Origin of the sequence: Micromonospora sonneratiae (genome assembly GCF_042679305.1) — a bacterium.
GTDB lineage: Bacteria > Actinomycetota > Actinomycetes > Mycobacteriales > Micromonosporaceae > Micromonospora_H > Micromonospora_H sonneratiae.
In genome coordinates this window covers 1-15,929 of the sequence record NZ_JBHTMP010000078.1, presented here as the reverse complement: position 1 = coordinate 15,929, position 15,929 = coordinate 1, and the positions used below count along the sequence as shown (strand labels likewise).

General features: G+C 66.1%; 8 protein-coding genes and 2 CRISPR repeat arrays (1 of these 10 running past the window's edge). All 8 genes read left to right on the top strand.

Annotation, left to right across the window (positions count from 1 at the left end; genetic code table 11):
- Positions 1 to 1,903: a CRISPR direct-repeat array (repeat unit 29 nt; unit sequence CGGAACACCCCCACGTGCGTGGGGAGGAC) (it extends 4,093 nt beyond the left edge of the window).
- Positions 1,904 to 2,028: 125 nt separating this feature from the next.
- The 8 genes from cas3 (at position 2,029) to cas2e (ending at position 11,154) form a co-directional block, all read left to right on the top strand.
- On the top strand, positions 2,029 to 4,797 hold the full coding sequence (gene cas3, locus ACFQ4H_RS30510; RefSeq protein WP_377577743.1) for a CRISPR-associated helicase Cas3': 2,769 nt from the start codon (positions 2,029 to 2,031) through the stop codon (positions 4,795 to 4,797).
- 402 nt (positions 4,798 to 5,199) lie between these two features.
- Positions 5,200 to 6,681: a type I-E CRISPR-associated protein Cse1/CasA gene (gene casA / locus ACFQ4H_RS30505; protein ID WP_377577775.1), complete on the top strand. Its 1,482-nt coding sequence runs from the start codon at positions 5,200 to 5,202 to the stop codon at positions 6,679 to 6,681.
- A complete protein-coding gene (casB, locus tag ACFQ4H_RS30500; protein WP_377577741.1) occupies positions 6,678 to 7,313 on the top strand; it encodes a type I-E CRISPR-associated protein Cse2/CasB in 636 nt (211 codons plus the stop codon). The genes casA and casB overlap by 4 nt, the downstream gene beginning before the upstream one ends.
- A 2-nt stretch (positions 7,314 to 7,315) precedes the next feature.
- Entirely contained in the window at positions 7,316 to 8,446 is a 1,131-nt protein-coding gene (gene cas7e / locus ACFQ4H_RS30495; protein WP_377577739.1) for a type I-E CRISPR-associated protein Cas7/Cse4/CasC, read from the top strand.
- Positions 8,443 to 9,240 carry a type I-E CRISPR-associated protein Cas5/CasD gene (gene cas5e, locus ACFQ4H_RS30490; protein ID WP_377577736.1) on the top strand — a complete coding sequence of 266 codons (798 nt, stop codon included), beginning with the start codon at positions 8,443 to 8,445 and terminating at the stop codon, positions 9,238 to 9,240. The genes cas7e and cas5e overlap by 4 nt, the downstream gene beginning before the upstream one ends.
- Positions 9,237 to 9,857 carry a type I-E CRISPR-associated protein Cas6/Cse3/CasE gene (locus tag ACFQ4H_RS30485; protein ID WP_377577733.1) on the top strand — a complete coding sequence of 207 codons (621 nt, stop codon included), beginning with the start codon at positions 9,237 to 9,239 and terminating at the stop codon, positions 9,855 to 9,857. The genes cas5e and ACFQ4H_RS30485 overlap by 4 nt, the downstream gene beginning before the upstream one ends.
- Entirely contained in the window at positions 9,854 to 10,813 is a 960-nt protein-coding gene (gene cas1e / locus ACFQ4H_RS30480) for a type I-E CRISPR-associated endonuclease Cas1e (RefSeq protein WP_377577730.1), read from the top strand. The genes ACFQ4H_RS30485 and cas1e overlap by 4 nt, the downstream gene beginning before the upstream one ends.
- Positions 10,814 to 10,818: 5 nt before the next feature.
- Positions 10,819 to 11,154, top strand: a complete 336-nt coding sequence (gene cas2e / locus ACFQ4H_RS30475; protein WP_377577727.1) for a type I-E CRISPR-associated endoribonuclease Cas2e — start codon at positions 10,819 to 10,821, stop codon at positions 11,152 to 11,154.
- An 18-nt stretch (positions 11,155 to 11,172) separates the two neighbouring features.
- Positions 11,173 to 15,714: direct repeats of the CRISPR family, unit length 29 nt; unit sequence GTGCTCCCCACGCACGTGGGGGTGTTCCG.
- Positions 15,715 to 15,929: the final 215 nt, after the last annotated feature.

Here is a 15,929-nt window from a genome sequence, read left to right as displayed (position 1 = left end):
CGTGGGGAGGACGAAAAGACCGCCCACGCCAAGACCCGCGACAACGGAACACCCCCACGTGCGTGGGGAGGACAGCACCTCGTGCGTCAGCCACCGCTTGAACGCCGGAACACCCCCACGTGCGTGGGGAGGACAGGGCGAGGCGACGGACGTACGTCATGTCGACCGGAACACCCCCACGTGCGTGGGGAGGACCAGTGGGTCGCCTTTATCAGCGACGTGGATTCCGGAACACCCCCACGTGCGTGGGGAGGACGCTCCGGCCGACGCGTCGACCTGGCCGCCGTTCGGAACACCCCCACGTGCGTGGGGAGGACCCGCTCCTCTCGCTCCGCCCGGGACGGCGGGGCGGAACACCCCCACGTGCGTGGGGAGGACCTGCTGCTCGGCGGCCAGCTCACGCTCCGCTGCGGAACACCCCCACGTGCGTGGGGAGGACCTCGGAGCCGTCGCCTGCACCGAGCCGGCGTGCGGAACACCCCCACGTGCGTGGGGAGGACGTCGGGATGAACCCATCCGCCAGAGGGTATGCCGGAACACCCCCACGTGCGTGGGGAGGACCCCGCCGCCATCCAGTAGGTACCGTCCGGCGTCGGAACACCCCCACGTGCGTGGGGAGGACGAGCATCTGCACGAGTCGGCTTCACTGGGGACCGGAACACCCCCACGTGCGTGGGGAGGACTTGACCGCCTGCAACCCCCGTAGCGCCGGAGACGGAACACCCCCACGTGCGTGGGGAGGACCCGACCGCGTACAGTGCGGCGTCCATGGCCACCGGAACACCCCCACGTGCGTGGGGAGGACCGGCAACCCTGAAGGCCGCTGGCGTGAGAATGCGGAACACCCCCACGTGCGTGGGGAGGACTGAAACGCGGTACCGCTCTTACTGGCGTATTCAGGAACACCCCCACGTGCGTGGGGAGGACCAAAGAGACTCCCGGAATGTTCGCGGGTGCCAAGGAACACCCCCACGTGCGTGGGGAGGACTCCGTTGCGGTACGGACCAGGGCGGCAACCGCGGGAACACCCCCACGTGCGTGGGGAGGACCCGATTTGGTTGCCTATTCGGTTCAGGCTGGACGGAACACCCCCACGTGCGTGGGGAGGACTGCGTCTCGACGAGGTAGCCGCGCACGACCCGCGGAACACCCCCACGTGCGTGGGGAGGACCCGTGTTCGAGCGGCTGTAGCTCGACGCTGACCGGAACACCCCCACGTGCGTGGGGAGGACTCCGGTAGGGTCTGCTCTTGCACTTCGGACTCCGGAACACCCCCACGTGCGTGGGGAGGACGTGGTTGTCGACGACCGGGACGTGTCCGCTGTCGGAACACCCCCACGTGCGTGGGGAGGACCAGTGCGGACGGCGCGGGCATGGAAGGGATTCCGGAACACCCCCACGTGCGTGGGGAGGACCCGGTGAACCGCAGCACCGGCCCCGACCGGTCCGGAACACCCCCACGTGCGTGGGGAGGACCGTGGGGAGGACACCGTCAGCCACGCGATGAGCGGAACACCCCCACGTGCGTGGGGAGGACGGTGCGTTCGGCCTTACCTGGCTGACGGTCCGCGGAACACCCCCACGTGCGTGGGGAGGACGAGCGCCCCCTCGCTCACGACGGGCCTCGTCCCGGAACACCCCCACGTGCGTGGGGAGGACGACCGCCATGCGAGAGTGGATCGCTGAATGTGCGGAACACCCCCACGTGCGTGGGGAGGACCTCATCGTCCTCCGCGTACGGCAACCAGTCCTCGGAACACCCCCACGTGCGTGGGGAGGACTCCTCCGGCCGCAGCCCCCGCACAGGGAACCGCGGAACACCCCCACGTGCGTGGGGAGGACCCAGCAAGCGGTCACGCTGCCCCTGTGCGGTGCGGAACACCCCCACGTGCGTGGGGAGGACTCTTCGCGACCTGGGGTTTTACGGAGCGATGTGACAGATTTCAGAGTAGCGGGCGGTCCTGTCGTACCCCTCTGGTCCCCTTGGTCCGTGCACCTTGGCCGTCCTGTTAGCGCGAGGCAGTGAACATGGATCACGATATGCCAGACGTCGACCTCCGGGTATGGGGTAAGTCGAAAGGGCTCGCGTCGCCTTATCCGCTGATCTGGCACCTGGTCGACACCGCAGCGGTAGCCAGGGCGCTTTGGGATCGGTATCTGACCGCCGGTCAGCGGCGCACCATTGCCGACGGGATGGGGGCTGCTGAGGAGCAGGCGAAGAGCCTTGTGATGCTCTGGGCCGCACTTCACGATCTTGGGAAGGCTACCCCGGGTTTTCAGGGGCATGATCCGGGAGCGGCGGCATGTCTTGCCGGTGATCCTGACTTCGGCCTTGAACGTGGTTCCAAGCCGTTGCGGCATGAGCGGGCAACTCATCTGTCGCTGATGGAGCTGCTGGCCGGTTACGGTTACGCGAACCTGGGGCCGTTTAGTCGGCGGCCCTGCTATCTGGTCGCCCAGATGCTCGGTGGACACCACGGCGAGTTTCGGCGAGCGGAGGTGCACGATCCCGATCGACGGTATCTCGGTGGCGCTGGGTGGGGTCGACAGCGATCGGCTCTGGTGCGGATCCTTGATCAGGTCTTGGGTTGCCCCAAGCCGCCCGATGCTCTCTCTGGCCCGACGATGGTGCTGGTGACCGGGCTGATCATCCTGGCGGACTGGCTGGTAAGCCAGGAGAGTTTCCTGCGGAAGCAGCTAAAGGTGGTGCCGAGCGATGTCTCAGTCGAGATTGTCGCTGCTCACCTGGCTGCGCTGCGGAAACCTGTAGAGCGGCTGCTTGACGAGGCTGGGCTTGGGCGCCCGCGTCTTGGTGCTGCTGCCTTCACGGAGATCTACCCGTTCGCCCCGAATGCTCTCCAGCAGTCGTTGATAGACGAACTGCTGCCGCAGGTGGATGGGCCTGGGTTGCTGGTAGTGACTGCGGCGACCGGTGACGGCAAGACCGAGGCGGCTATGGTGCCTGCCCGGGTCCTTGCCGAGCGCTGTGGTGCGAGTGGGTTCTATTTCGCGTTGCCGACGATGGCGACTGCGGATCAGATGTACAAGCGGACCCGGGAGTTCGTCGCAAAGCTCGCCGAAGAGCAGACCGCTCTCACCCTGTTGCACAGCATGTCGTGGTTGAACCCCGCCTACCAGACGCAGGTAGCTGTGCAGTCGGCCAGCCCCTCAGCGATTACCTCAACTGACGAGGACACTCGTGTCGTAGCGCCCAGATGGCTGCGGGGCCGTAAACGCGGACTCCTGGCATCCTTCGCGGTCGGCACGATCGATCAGGCGCTGGTCGGGGTATTGACAACCAAACATAACGTGCTGCGGTTGCTGGGTCTGTCCAGCAAGGTGTTCATCGTCGACGAGGCGCATGCATACGACGAGTACATGCAACGAGTGCTGTGCAAGTTGCTGGACTGGCTCGGAGCGTTCGGCTGCCCGGTGATTCTGCTGTCCGCGACGATACCGGTCAGCCAGGTCAGGAAACTGGCTGCGGCTTACCAGCATGGGGCTGGGGTGGCGTCGCCGGCGGTCGTAGAGATCAATTATCCAGGTTGGACGTTCGTCCCGGCTCAGCCTGGCCGCGATCCGATCACCATCTCGCCCAGTGCGCAGGCTCGCGTTGTGTCCGGGCGCAGCATCGATCTGGAAGTCGACGTGAGACCGGTCCGGCACCTGGCAACAAATGAAGCCGATGGCCAGGACCATCTCGATCGCCGTGCGGTGATCCGTAACTGCCTTGCTCCTCTGCTGGAGCAGGGAGGCTGTGCTGCTGTCGTATGCAATACCGTTGCTGACTCGCAGGCGACGTACAAAGTGTTGCGTGACTGGGGCGGCGCGGATGTCGAAGTGAGGCTGCTGCACTCTCGCTTTCCAGCATGGCAACGGGAGGAGATCACCGAGGAGATCACGACCCGGCTCGGCAAGAACGCCGACAACCGGCCGACCCGAATGATCGTTGTGGCGACCCAGGTGATCGAACAATCACTTGACCTTGACTTTGATCTGGTTGTCAGCGACCTGGCGCCGATGGCCCAACTGCTACAACGCGCCGGCCGGTGCCAACGACACAGACATCACCGCTACCCTTGGGCGCCGAGGCCACGGTTGGTCATCCTCGACCCTCGCGGCGGCTCCGGCTACTCGAAGCCGGTCCACTGGGGCGATGTCTACCATCCGTATCTGCTGCGGGCCACGCACCTTCGGCTAGCCGACGTCACCAGGATCGCCATACCGGAGGACGTGCAGGGACACGTGGAGGCGGTCTACGGCCCCCCGTCCGCAACTATCCCTGAGCTGGACAGTGAGTACGTGGACTATATGAGCTGTGGCATCGCGAGTCGACAGGTGGCCGATCTAGGCCTCGTTCCCGACGCCGCCAACGTTGGTGATTTGGCCTACCTCAGTGGAGACGGGATCTCCGAGGAGCGTGCGTCGACTCGGCTGGGTGCTGATTCGGTGCGGGTTGTCTGCTGCTACCAGGACGGCAGCGGCGACAGGTGGCTCGACGAACGGGGAACAAGGCCGCTTCCACTGGTGGGCGCTCGGCACGACGGGAGCCTCAGCTTCGACCAGGTGCGAGAAATCCTCGCGCACGGGATTCCGGTCCGTGAATCACTGTTACCCGGATATGCGCCGACGGCAGGATTGCCTGACGCTTGGCAGGACAATGCCTGGCTGAGCGAGATCCGACTCCTTAATTTTGATCTTTCTCCGGACGGTGTCGCTCCGATCGACGTTGGCGACCGTCGTATCTGGCTCGACGCGGAACTTGGTCTGATTGTCCACAAAGGCGCAACACGCTGATCGCTCGCACCCGAGTGGCGGAAGTCGAACCACGGGAGAGTGGTATCCTCCGTTGAGGATTTCTCGCTAGCTCTCTTGATCTGGGCCTCGTGGGAGGCTCCGTTGCATCTTCTCTTATTGCGATCTTGGTCGAAGTGGTACGGCTGTAGTTGGGGTTAACGCGATGCATCGTTGAATGCGTATGGTGTGCGACTGAAGCGTCAACGTGCCCCTGTGGTGCCGCTGTCGGATGTTGTGTCAGGGCGACAAGGAATCCGTTTCCGTGTCGCCTACCAGTAGTGCACGGTCAACAGTGAGTCCTAGCCCCCCTCAACGGGAAGCGCGAATCCAACCGGTGATCGTTTGAAATCGGTCGGATCAACCAGGTGCCCTATATCGTCTCAGCGCGTCAAAGGATGGTCTATGACTGTCGCTTCGTACAATCTACTCACCGAACCGTGGCTACCGGTGCGAAAAGGATCCGACACCTGGTCGGTAGGGCTGCGGGAGCTGTTTGCGAGTGCGCATGAAATAGAGGATCTTGCCGTACCCGTGCCGCCTGCTGCCTCCGGGCTGTGGCGCATCCTGTACGCAATCACCGCTCGCCTGACCGATCTCGACGAAGAGCCCGGATGGTTGGAGCGGCAGGATGGCTGCCTTCGTCGGGGCCATTTCGATCCACAAAAGATCGACGGGTACTTCGCCGAGTTCAGCGAGGCGTTCGACCTGTTCCAGCCACAGCGGCCATGGCTACAGGACCCGCGCCTACGCACACAGTGCCCAAAGCCGTCGGGCGTCAACAAGCTGGTGTTCGATCGGCCAGCCGGTAACACGCAGGTGTGGTTCGGCCACTACACCGATGGCGACCCGGTTCCTGTTCCGGCCGCTCAGGCAGCCTGGTATCTGGTGGCACAGCTCTACTACGGGGCATCTGGACGGTGTACCAGCCGAGAGGTGGACGGACAGAAGCTGGCCAACTCGAACGCCGGCCCGTTGCGGACGGCGATGTCCTACCACCCGGTCGGACGTTCACTGTTCGAGTCCCTGATCATCGGCGTGCCTAAGCCACACACCCGGTCCGACGAAGCAGACCTGTGCCCGTGGGAGCGTACGGAGCTGCCGGATCCGCTCGGTGCGCCGCACCCGATCACATGGCCGGCAGGTGTGCTGACCGGAGGATTCCAGCATGCGATCCTGCTCGTGCCCACCGCTGATGGCCAGGCCGTGACGGATGCGTACGTGACCTGGGCCAGCCGGCAACCATCGGGCGAGAGCAGAGATCCCTACGTCGTTCGCAAGCTCAGCAAACAGGGAAACTGGTACAAGCTCCACGCTGACGGGGCACGCTCGCTGTGGCGGGACGTCTACGCCCTTCTCGCAGACCGCGAGGGTAGCCACCAACGCCCTGAAATCATCAACAGCGCCAAAGACCACGATGAAGACGGGCAGCAACGCATCCGGGCGTACGGCTTCGACCAGGATGGCCAAGCCAAGGACCGGCAGTGGTTCACTTCGATCACCCCGCCTGTGCTGCGGTGGTTGGCCGAGCACGACGAGGATGCCGCCTGGGGGGCCTACGACCTACACGAGGCGGCTGAGCGCGTCGGGAACTCGCTCGTCTATCTCCTGAAGAAGGCATGGCAGCAAGCGACCGAAGTCGAGGACCGGAACGGTCCGTGGGCCGCCAAGGCGGAGACCTACTACTGGGCCAGGGCCGAGGCGATCTTCTGGCAGCACATGCGCGACCGTACCTGGCAGGACGCCAAGAAGACGTACAAGGTTCTTGGTCACGAAGCCATCGACTGGGCGACCAGCGGCGAGTCACACCGACAGCGGTTTGCCGCTGCCATCCATACCGCCCACCGCCGGTTGGCCTCCAATCGGCAGAAAGGAGAAGGCTCGTGACTGTCGAGACAAAGTCCGGGACACGCCTCGACACCTACGACAGGTTTGTTGAATTCGTCGGCAAGGTGTGTGTGACGAATCCGGGACAGCGGTCAGCACTGCGCCGGGGCTTGGGGCGACCGCCTGAGCAGGCCATAACAGTTCATGCCACGGTGGCCAGATGGCTGCCCGAGCGGCCATCTCCCGCGACGGAATGGGCCTACTACGCGGTTGCCTCGATGATCGCTCTCCAGCCGTCCGGCGGTCGAAACGGCTCGACCGACGACGACCAGGAAACCGAACAAACAGGCGAGCAAACAGCCCCCGAGGCCTCGACACCGGGAAACCCGAGACGCCGTGCCAGCCTGGGTACGGCAATGGCCTTGGCGGTCTTTCGAACGGACTCCCAGCAACGCGCCATAGGTCAGGAGACTGCGGAGAAGCGACTGCACCTTCTCACCCGGCAGGACCTTTTCGGAGTTCATCAACGCCTGCCCGGGGTGGTGCGACACCTCCAAACGCTGGGTGTGCCCATCGACTGGGCCCAGCTACTCAACGACCTCGGCGAATGGACGCCCCACAGACGCGACCAGATCGCCAAGCGATGGCTTCAAGACTTCTACCGCAGCCTGCCCGAAAACGAGAAGGAGTGAGCATGGCAACCGCCCGATACATCGACATTCACCTGCTGCACACGGTGCCGTACGCCAACTTGAACCGCGACGATCTCGGGTCGCCGAAGACCGTCCGTTTCGGAGGCGTCGAACGTACCCGGGTCTCCAGCCAATGCTGGAAGCGTGCCGTCCGGCTCGCTCTCGAGGAGTCCTCCGGTGACGCCGCCAAGCGGACCCGGCGCGTGCCGCTGGAGGTGGCCGACCGACTGCGGGCCCGCGGCTGGGCCGATGAGCTGGCCACCTTCGCTGGCCAGCAGATCGCGGCCAGTATCACCAGCAAGGGGCTTGGCCTGGAGAAGAACGGCGGCACCTCGGTCCTGCTGTACCTCCCGGCCCGCGCGTTCGACGAGCTGACCACGCTCTGTGTCGACCACCAGGAGGCGCTCGCCGCCGCCCACGCCAGCGGCGGCAAGAAGAAGGCGGAAAAGACGGAAACGCTGCCTCGTGACCGGGTTGCCGAGATCATTGCCGGGCGGAACAGCGTCATCAACCTGTTCGGTCGGATGCTGGCCGACGTACCCACCTCTCACGTCGACGGCGCAGTCCAGGTCGCACACGCCTTCACGGTGCACGGCACCAGCCCGGAAGTCGACTTCTTCACCGCCGTCGACGACCTCAACAAGGAGGCTGAGGAAACCGGTAGCGGCCACATGAACAGCGGGGAGTTCAGCGCCGGAACCTTCTACCGGTACGCCAGCATCAACCTGGCAGACCTGGCAAAGAACCTCGACGGGGACGCGGACCTTGCGGCACAGTTGGCAGCCGACTTCATCAGCGCCTTCATCACCACCATGCCAGAAGCCAAGAAGAACAGTACCGCCCCGTTCACCGTCCCGGACCTGGCCTACGTTGCTGCTCGCGCCGACCGCCCCGTCTCCCTCGCCAGTGCCTTCGAAGCACCGGTGAACGCCTACATGGAGGGCGGCTACGGCAGCCGGGCCCAACAGACACTCAACGACTACGTCGGTCGGATCCACAAGCTTCTCGGCACCGACGGGCTGATTCGTCACGCCCACGCCACCACCGGTGACAAGCTGGATGGGCTTGGTGAGCAGGTCGAATCGTTCCCGCAGTTGGTGCGGCTCGCGATCGGCCAGGCGGAGCCGCAGTGAACGGACTGCTCATACGGCTTGCCGGACCGATGCAGTCCTGGGGCGACCACAGCACCTTTTCCGAGCGTGACACCCGGCCCCACCCCACCCGGTCAGCCCTGATCGGCATGATCGCCGCCGCCCTCGGGCGAGGCCGTGACCAGCCATTCCACTACAAATCGGCGGACGAGCAGGCTGACGTCGACCTGCCCGCGCTCAGCTTCACGATCCGCGTCGATCGGCCCGGCACCCCTATGCAGGACTTCCACACCGTCGGGGGAGGACTGCCCCGTGCCCGTACCGTGATGACAGCGGAAGGTAAACGACGGGCCCCGGGCACCGAGACCATCGTCTCCCGCCGCCAGTACCTGGCCGACGCGGTGTTCACCGTTGCCGTTACCGGACCGGAAGCCACGATAGCGGTGGTCGCCGAAGCCCTGGCCCAGCCTGTCTGGGCGCCGTACCTCGGACGGCGCTCCTGCCCGGCGGAGGTGCCGCTGCTGCTGCGCGGCCCCGGTCCGGGTGTTGTCGACGACCTCTACCGATCCGTCCCCCTCGCCCGGAGCAACCCGTACGGGGGCGCTGATACGACGGTGGACGTCGACTTCGTGCTTGATACGCCGCCACCCGACGCGGTCGAGGCGGCCCGGCTCACCTACAACGATGTGCCAGTCGCCTTCCATCCCCACCGGCGCAGCTATCTGTCCCGATCCATCTGGGTCGTCACCGAGAAACTGCCCGTCGAGCTGTGCGCTGGCTTCGGCAGCCGCTACCTCACCGCACTCGAACGCTACCTGGAAGGAGCAGCACCGTGAACGCATGGCTCGTCCGGATTGCGTTGGACCTTCGTCAACGCAACGCCCACCAGGACATCCGCGACATCGTCGCCATGCACCGCCGGGTCATGAGCCTCGTCCCTGACGGGATCGGAGACAAAGCCCGCCATGAGGCGGGTGTGCTGTTCCGCATCGACCATGGGAGAGTCGGTCCGGTGATCCTGGCACAGACCACCATGACACCGGACATCAGCCGGCTGCCCGACCGCTACGGAAGCATCGAAAGCCGTGATATCAGTGCCCTGCTCAAGGCGCTTGAGCCAGGGATGCTCGTGCACTACCGTATCGCCGCGAACGCATCCAAGCGCGTTGCCAAGGGCGCCGCAGCCGGAAAGATCGTCGCGCTGACCGGCACGGACGCCGAAGACTGGTGGCATCGCAAGGCAAAGGCGAGTGGCCTTGACCTGCGCCAGGTGCACGTTCACTCACAGCCCGACGCTATTGGAAAAATCAAGGCCGTACGGCACGCTGTCACCCGATTCGACGGCACCGCCGTTATCACCAACGCGGACCAGGTACGCGCCGCAGCACTCGGCGGGATTGGCCGAGGCAAGTCATTCGGCTGCGGGCTGCTCAGCCTTGCCCTAGCCCGATGACCACCGCTGCACGTCGTCGGCTGGCTGCCCCAACCCTTGCGATGCTGCCACGTGTCGCCGACTCACTGAGTTTCCTGTACGCCGACGTGGTGCGGATCGTGCAGGACGACACCGGAGTCTGTGCGCAGGTCGACACTCCCCGAGGAGTCGAGAGGGTCTATCTGCCCACCGCCGCCGTCAGTTGCCTTCTGCTCGGCCCCGGCACCTCGATCACCCATCGCGCCATGTCCACGCTCGCGAGACACGGGACCAGCGTCGTCTGCGTCGGCTCGGGCGGCGTACGTTGCTACGCCGGAATTGTGCCAACCTCGCTGACCACAAATTGGCTGGAAAAGCAGGTGCGGTGCTGGGCAGACGATCAGGCCCGACTCGCCGTCGCTGTCCGGATGTACGAGCGTCGGTTCGGTGAATCCGTACCCGAAGGCACCTCATTGGCGCAGTTGAGGGGGATGGAAGGTCAGCGGATGAAGGCGCTGTACCGCCTTCTCGCCCAACGCCACCGCACCGGCAAGTTCCGTCGAAACTACGATCCCGCGAAGTGGGAGGAGCAGGACCCGGTCAACCTGGCGCTGTCAGCGGCCAGTGCCTGCCTCTACGGAGTTACCCACGCGGTTATCCTCGCCCTCGGCTGCTCACCTGCCCTGGGCTTTGTCCACAGCGGTACTCAACACGCCTTCGTGTACGACGTTGCAGACCTGTACAAGGCCAAGGTCACCGCGCCTATTGCCTTCTCACTCGGCTCCTCGACCGACCCAGAGCGTGATGCGCGGCGCAAACTACGGGAGGAATTCAGGCTGCTCAAGCTGATGCCTGCGATCGTCACCGACATTCAACGGCTGCTCGATCCAGACACGGCCCGCCCCGATTCTCAGCCTGGAGTTGAGATCCTCTCCTTGTGGGACCCCGAATTAGGACAGGTTCCGTCCGGAGTCAACTACGGCGAAGACGGCTGGTAGCCGGCATGGCATCAATGGTTGTTCTGGCTACCACCGCCGTACCCGACCACCTACGTGGTGCGCTGAGCCGCTGGATGATCGAAGTCGGACCAGGGCTGTTCGTCGGCACCGTCTCAGCGAAGGTACGCGATGAACTCTGGGCTGTGACCAGTGCCGTTGTCGGAGATGGTGCAGCCGTCCTTGTCCATCCGGACAACACAGAACAAGGCTTCTCGCTCCGTACGGCCGGCGAGCGGCGACGCCGTCCTGTCGATTTCGATGGCCTTACGCTCGTAGCCATGAAGCCGGTAGTAGGTCAACAGGACGAGGAACCTGAGGTGATGTGGCCAGAGGGTTGGTAAACCCCCAGGTCGCGAAGTGTGCTCCCCACGCACGTGGGGGTGTTCCGGTGATCAGCGCGAGATCCTCGCCCTGGACCTCGTGCTCCCCACGCACGTGGGGGTGTTCCGGCGACGGTTCGCCACCTTGACCGGATCCTCCGTGCTCCCCACGCACGTGGGGGTGTTCCGTTACTCGGCAGGGCGATGCTGACCGCCCTGCCGTGCTCCCCACGCACGTGGGGGTGTTCCGCAGCGCCGGGCCCCGGCTTGTGTGGGTCAGCGGTGCTCCCCACGCACGTGGGGGTGTTCCGGTCGCGCGGGTCATAGGTGTGCATGCCGAGGGGTGCTCCCCACGCACGTGGGGGTGTTCCGTGGAACGTCTGAGCTGAGCAGGTAGGAGGTAGGTGCTCCCCACGCACGTGGGGGTGTTCCGGAGATGACGGCGCCTGAGGGCGTCGACGAGCAGTGCTCCCCACGCACGTGGGGGTGTTCCGGCCGACGAACTTGCCACCCGCAATGCCATACCGTGCTCCCCACGCACGTGGGGGTGTTCCGCGCGCCTCCCGAACGGTGCACATCGACGGGATGTGCTCCCCACGCACGTGGGGGTGTTCCGAAACCCAGGCCGCACATCGCGTGGGCGTCGTCGTGCTCCCCACGCACGTGGGGGTGTTCCGTCGCCCATTGAGACGGGCGCGAGCCTCGACTTGTGCTCCCCACGCACGTGGGGGTGTTCCGGAGGAGACGAAGAAGGAGGAGACGAAGAAGGAGTGCTCCCCACGCACGTGGGGGTGTTCCGGGACCAACGTGGCCGACAACGAGATCGCGGAGGTGCTCCCCACGCACGTGGGGGTGTTCCGCAGGCCCGGGTTTGAACATCGCGTCGGTGTTGGTGCTCCCCACGCACGTGGGGGTGTTCCGCCGCCGTCACCGGCCCGAACCTCGCCGACCAGGTGCTCCCCACGCACGTGGGGGTGTTCCTCGCCCGCCCGATCCTGGATCTCCAGACGGGCCGTGCTCCCCACGCACGTGGGGGTGTTCCGACCGCCCGAGAGCAGCGAAACGCCGCGTACGCGTGCTCCCCACGCACGTGGGGGTGTTCCGGCCCGCGACATCGCCATCTACGAGGTCGCGCCGTGCTCCCCACGCACGTGGGGGTGTTCCGTTCGTCGGCAACGCGTCGGTACGGCGGCTCCGGTGCTCCCCACGCACGTGGGGGTGTTCCGGCCTTACCTACCGTCTCGTGATCGTCGGCCGTGTGCTCCCCACGCACGTGGGGGTGTTCCGTCGATCCAGAACGGGGCAGTAAGCGCCCGACCGTGCTCCCCACGCACGTGGGGGTGTTCCACCTCGTGTCGGAGATTGAGCAACGTGCCGGTCGTGCTCCCCACGCACGTGGGGGTGTTCCGCCGCTGGCTGAGGCACGCCAGCAGGCGACGGCGTGCTCCCCACGCACGTGGGGGTGTTCCGCTCACGGATATCACGTACGCACCGATCGAGGAGTGCTCCCCACGCACGTGGGGGTGTTCCGTTGTCGTAGGTGTCTGCTCTCATGCGCAGGTGGTGCTCCCCACGCACGTGGGGGTGTTCCGCCAACGACCTGCTCACCGCCCTGTCTCCGCTCGTGCTCCCCACGCACGTGGGGGTGTTCCGGCTTCTCGGGCAGATGTCGCGGATCTGCTGCGGTGCTCCCCACGCACGTGGGGGTGTTCCTTCGTTCGGCACGCCGTGCAGACCACCGAGCGCGTGCTCCCCACGCACGTGGGGGTGTTCCGGTGAATCCGAGGGTGCAGTCGGTGGTACGTGCGTGCTCCCCACGCACGTGGGGGTGTTCCGCCGGCGGTTGAGCCAGGCACGGTCCGGGTCGAGTGCTCCCCACGCACGTGGGGGTGTTCCGGTTCTGACCCTGTGCATCCAGCTCGGCCGGTCGTGCTCCCCACGCACGTGGGGGTGTTCCGCCGCACTATTCGTACGGTGCCAGCGCGGCGGCGTGCTCCCCACGCACGTGGGGGTGTTCCGTCGGCTGCGCTCATCGGGGTGGTGCCTCCTCGGTGCTCCCCACGCACGTGGGGGTGTTCCGGGTGCGCCAGGTCGTCTTGGGGATCGCCTCGCGTGCTCCCCACGCACGTGGGGGTGTTCCGCGTCGCGCCGCGTACGTCGAGGCGCAACGTACGTGCTCCCCACGCACGTGGGGGTGTTCCGGTGGAGGCAGGCGAGCGCGGATCCAGCCTGGAGTGCTCCCCACGCACGTGGGGGTGTTCCGATGAGGTCGCCGGGTTGGTGCTGGCCGTACTTGTGCTCCCCACGCACGTGGGGGTGTTCCGTGCCGCCGGCAGTTGTGGTACCGGGACCGGCCGTGCTCCCCACGCACGTGGGGGTGTTCCGGCGGTGAAACACGCATGGCTGACGCTTCAGTAGTGCTCCCCACGCACGTGGGGGTGTTCCGTTGGCACTCACAAAAAGGGCTATGTTGATCACGTGCTCCCCACGCACGTGGGGGTGTTCCGCAGTCGGGTGGCTTCACCTGCCTGCTTGCCGGGTGCTCCCCACGCACGTGGGGGTGTTCCGATCCTGGGCGTGAAGGCTGCTGCCTGATGGCCGTGCTCCCCACGCACGTGGGGGTGTTCCGCAGGGCGCAGCCGAACGGGACCAGATCTACGGGTGCTCCCCACGCACGTGGGGGTGTTCCGCTTCTCGTAGATGTCCTGCCTGATCTGGTCTGGTGCTCCCCACGCACGTGGGGGTGTTCCATCAACCGGGTTGCTGACCGGGTCGCCGGTTACGTGCTCCCCACGCACGTGGGGGTGTTCCGCTGCAACTGGCCCGGGGTGCGGTGCTGGCGGTGTGCTCCCCACGCACGTGGGGGTGTTCCGCGTCCCCCAGGGCGGTGTGAGCGTAGTGAATCGTGCTCCCCACGCACGTGGGGGTGTTCCGGTCGGTGAGCAGGCCGACCAGTTGCCGACGGGGTGCTCCCCACGCACGTGGGGGTGTTCCGGGCTGGTCACCGCTGACGAGTCCGACGCGGAGGTGCTCCCCACGCACGTGGGGGTGTTCCGGCACCACGGTCGTGGGACATGCCGGCGGCGGCGTGCTCCCCACGCACGTGGGGGTGTTCCGAACGGCATCACGATCGCGGAGCAGAAACGCGCGTGCTCCCCACGCACGTGGGGGTGTTCCGGGTTCCCGAGGGCAGTGAGCATCTCCGTGACGGTGCTCCCCACGCACGTGGGGGTGTTCCGGATTCGTCGCTACAGCAGACAGACAGCAGAGAGTGCTCCCCACGCACGTGGGGGTGTTCCGATCCGCATCTTGCCGGTTGGCGCCAGGTACGCGTGCTCCCCACGCACGTGGGGGTGTTCCGGCACCCACGAAATCAACCTGTCGACCGAGGCGGTGCTCCCCACGCACGTGGGGGTGTTCCGGACAACGACGGCCGCTGGGTCGTCACCATCACGTGCTCCCCACGCACGTGGGGGTGTTCCGGCGCAACGCACGCAGCCGGGAGGCAACCGATGGTGCTCCCCACGCACGTGGGGGTGTTCCGTACGTCCGCGAGGTGGTCGACACCCCGAGGTCGTGCTCCCCACGCACGTGGGGGTGTTCCGGTTTTCACCACCGCGCCGACCACGCCGCCGACGTGCTCCCCACGCACGTGGGGGTGTTCCGGTTTTCACCACCGCGCCGACCACGCCGCCGACGTGCTCCCCACGCACGTGGGGGTGTTCCGACGCACCTACGTCGGACGGGGACCGTTCGGACGTGCTCCCCACGCACGTGGGGGTGTTCCGGTACTCAGCAATGAGTGCGCGCTGAGAACCGGGTGCTCCCCACGCACGTGGGGGTGTTCCGGTAGTTGGCCCGGTTGGGCCGGAACATGTGGCGTGCTCCCCACGCACGTGGGGGTGTTCCGCGGTGGGCGCGGTCAGCTTCGGCGCGGGCGTTGTGCTCCCCACGCACGTGGGGGTGTTCCGTGCCATGTTCTCCGCTTCTAAGCGGGGCGTTGGTGCTCCCCACGCACGTGGGGGTGTTCCGCTATCCACTGCGACCCCGGCACAGTTGGCCGCGTGCTCCCCACGCACGTGGGGGTGTTCCGACACCAGCCACAACAACCCGCACGACGTCGTCGTGCTCCCCACGCACGTGGGGGTGTTCCGGTCCCGCCACAGGGTGACCGCGGTTAGGCGGCGTGCTCCCCACGCACGTGGGGGTGTTCCGTCTCGCTCGGTCCGCCGTCCGGCGCTATCCGGGTGCTCCCCACGCACGTGGGGGTGTTCCGCCGTCACCTCGGGCCCTTCGACGGCAGTAATCGTGCTCCCCACGCACGTGGGGGTGTTCCTCCCTAGTACGTGCCCGTGTGCATCCGGACCTCGTGCTCCCCACGCACGTGGGGGTGTTCCCCATTCCTCGCCGGCACATTCGCCGCGTATTCGGTGCTCCCCACGCACGTGGGGGTGTTCCGCAGTCCGCGAGCGAGCGACGCGCACGCGGGAAGTGCTCCCCACGCACGTGGGGGTGTTCCGATGGTTGCGATTATGGCCGCGACTTTGTCGAAGTGCTCCCCACGCACGTGGGGGTGTTCCGGCTCGGCTCCCAGATAAACCAACCGTCGGCTACAGAGGTTGAAAGGCTGAGGTCTGATCCGTCACGTCCTTTCGGGTTCGAGGGTCATGCCGGTCTGAGCGAGGAAGCCGGCGATAAAATCAGGCTCGCGCTGGATGTGTCGTAACCGCTGTTTCACCACCTGAGCGAGGTGCTCGACGCCACGGACAGCGAGGTTGCCGAGGCCGCGTTTCAGG

Bases quoted from the DNA above. Each gene is read 5' to 3' on its own strand.
- cas7e (WP_377577739.1), top strand. From the start codon at position 7,316: ATGGCAACCGCCCGATACATCGACATTCACCTGCTGCACACGGTGCCG.
- cas2e (WP_377577727.1), top strand. From the start codon at position 10,819: ATGGCATCAATGGTTGTTCTGGCTACCACCGCCGTACCCGACCACCTA.
- cas3 (WP_377577743.1), top strand. From the start codon at position 2,029: ATGGATCACGATATGCCAGACGTCGACCTCCGGGTATGGGGTAAGTCG.
- casA (WP_377577775.1), top strand. From the start codon at position 5,200: ATGACTGTCGCTTCGTACAATCTACTCACCGAACCGTGGCTACCGGTG.
- cas1e (WP_377577730.1), top strand. From the start codon at position 9,854: ATGACCACCGCTGCACGTCGTCGGCTGGCTGCCCCAACCCTTGCGATG.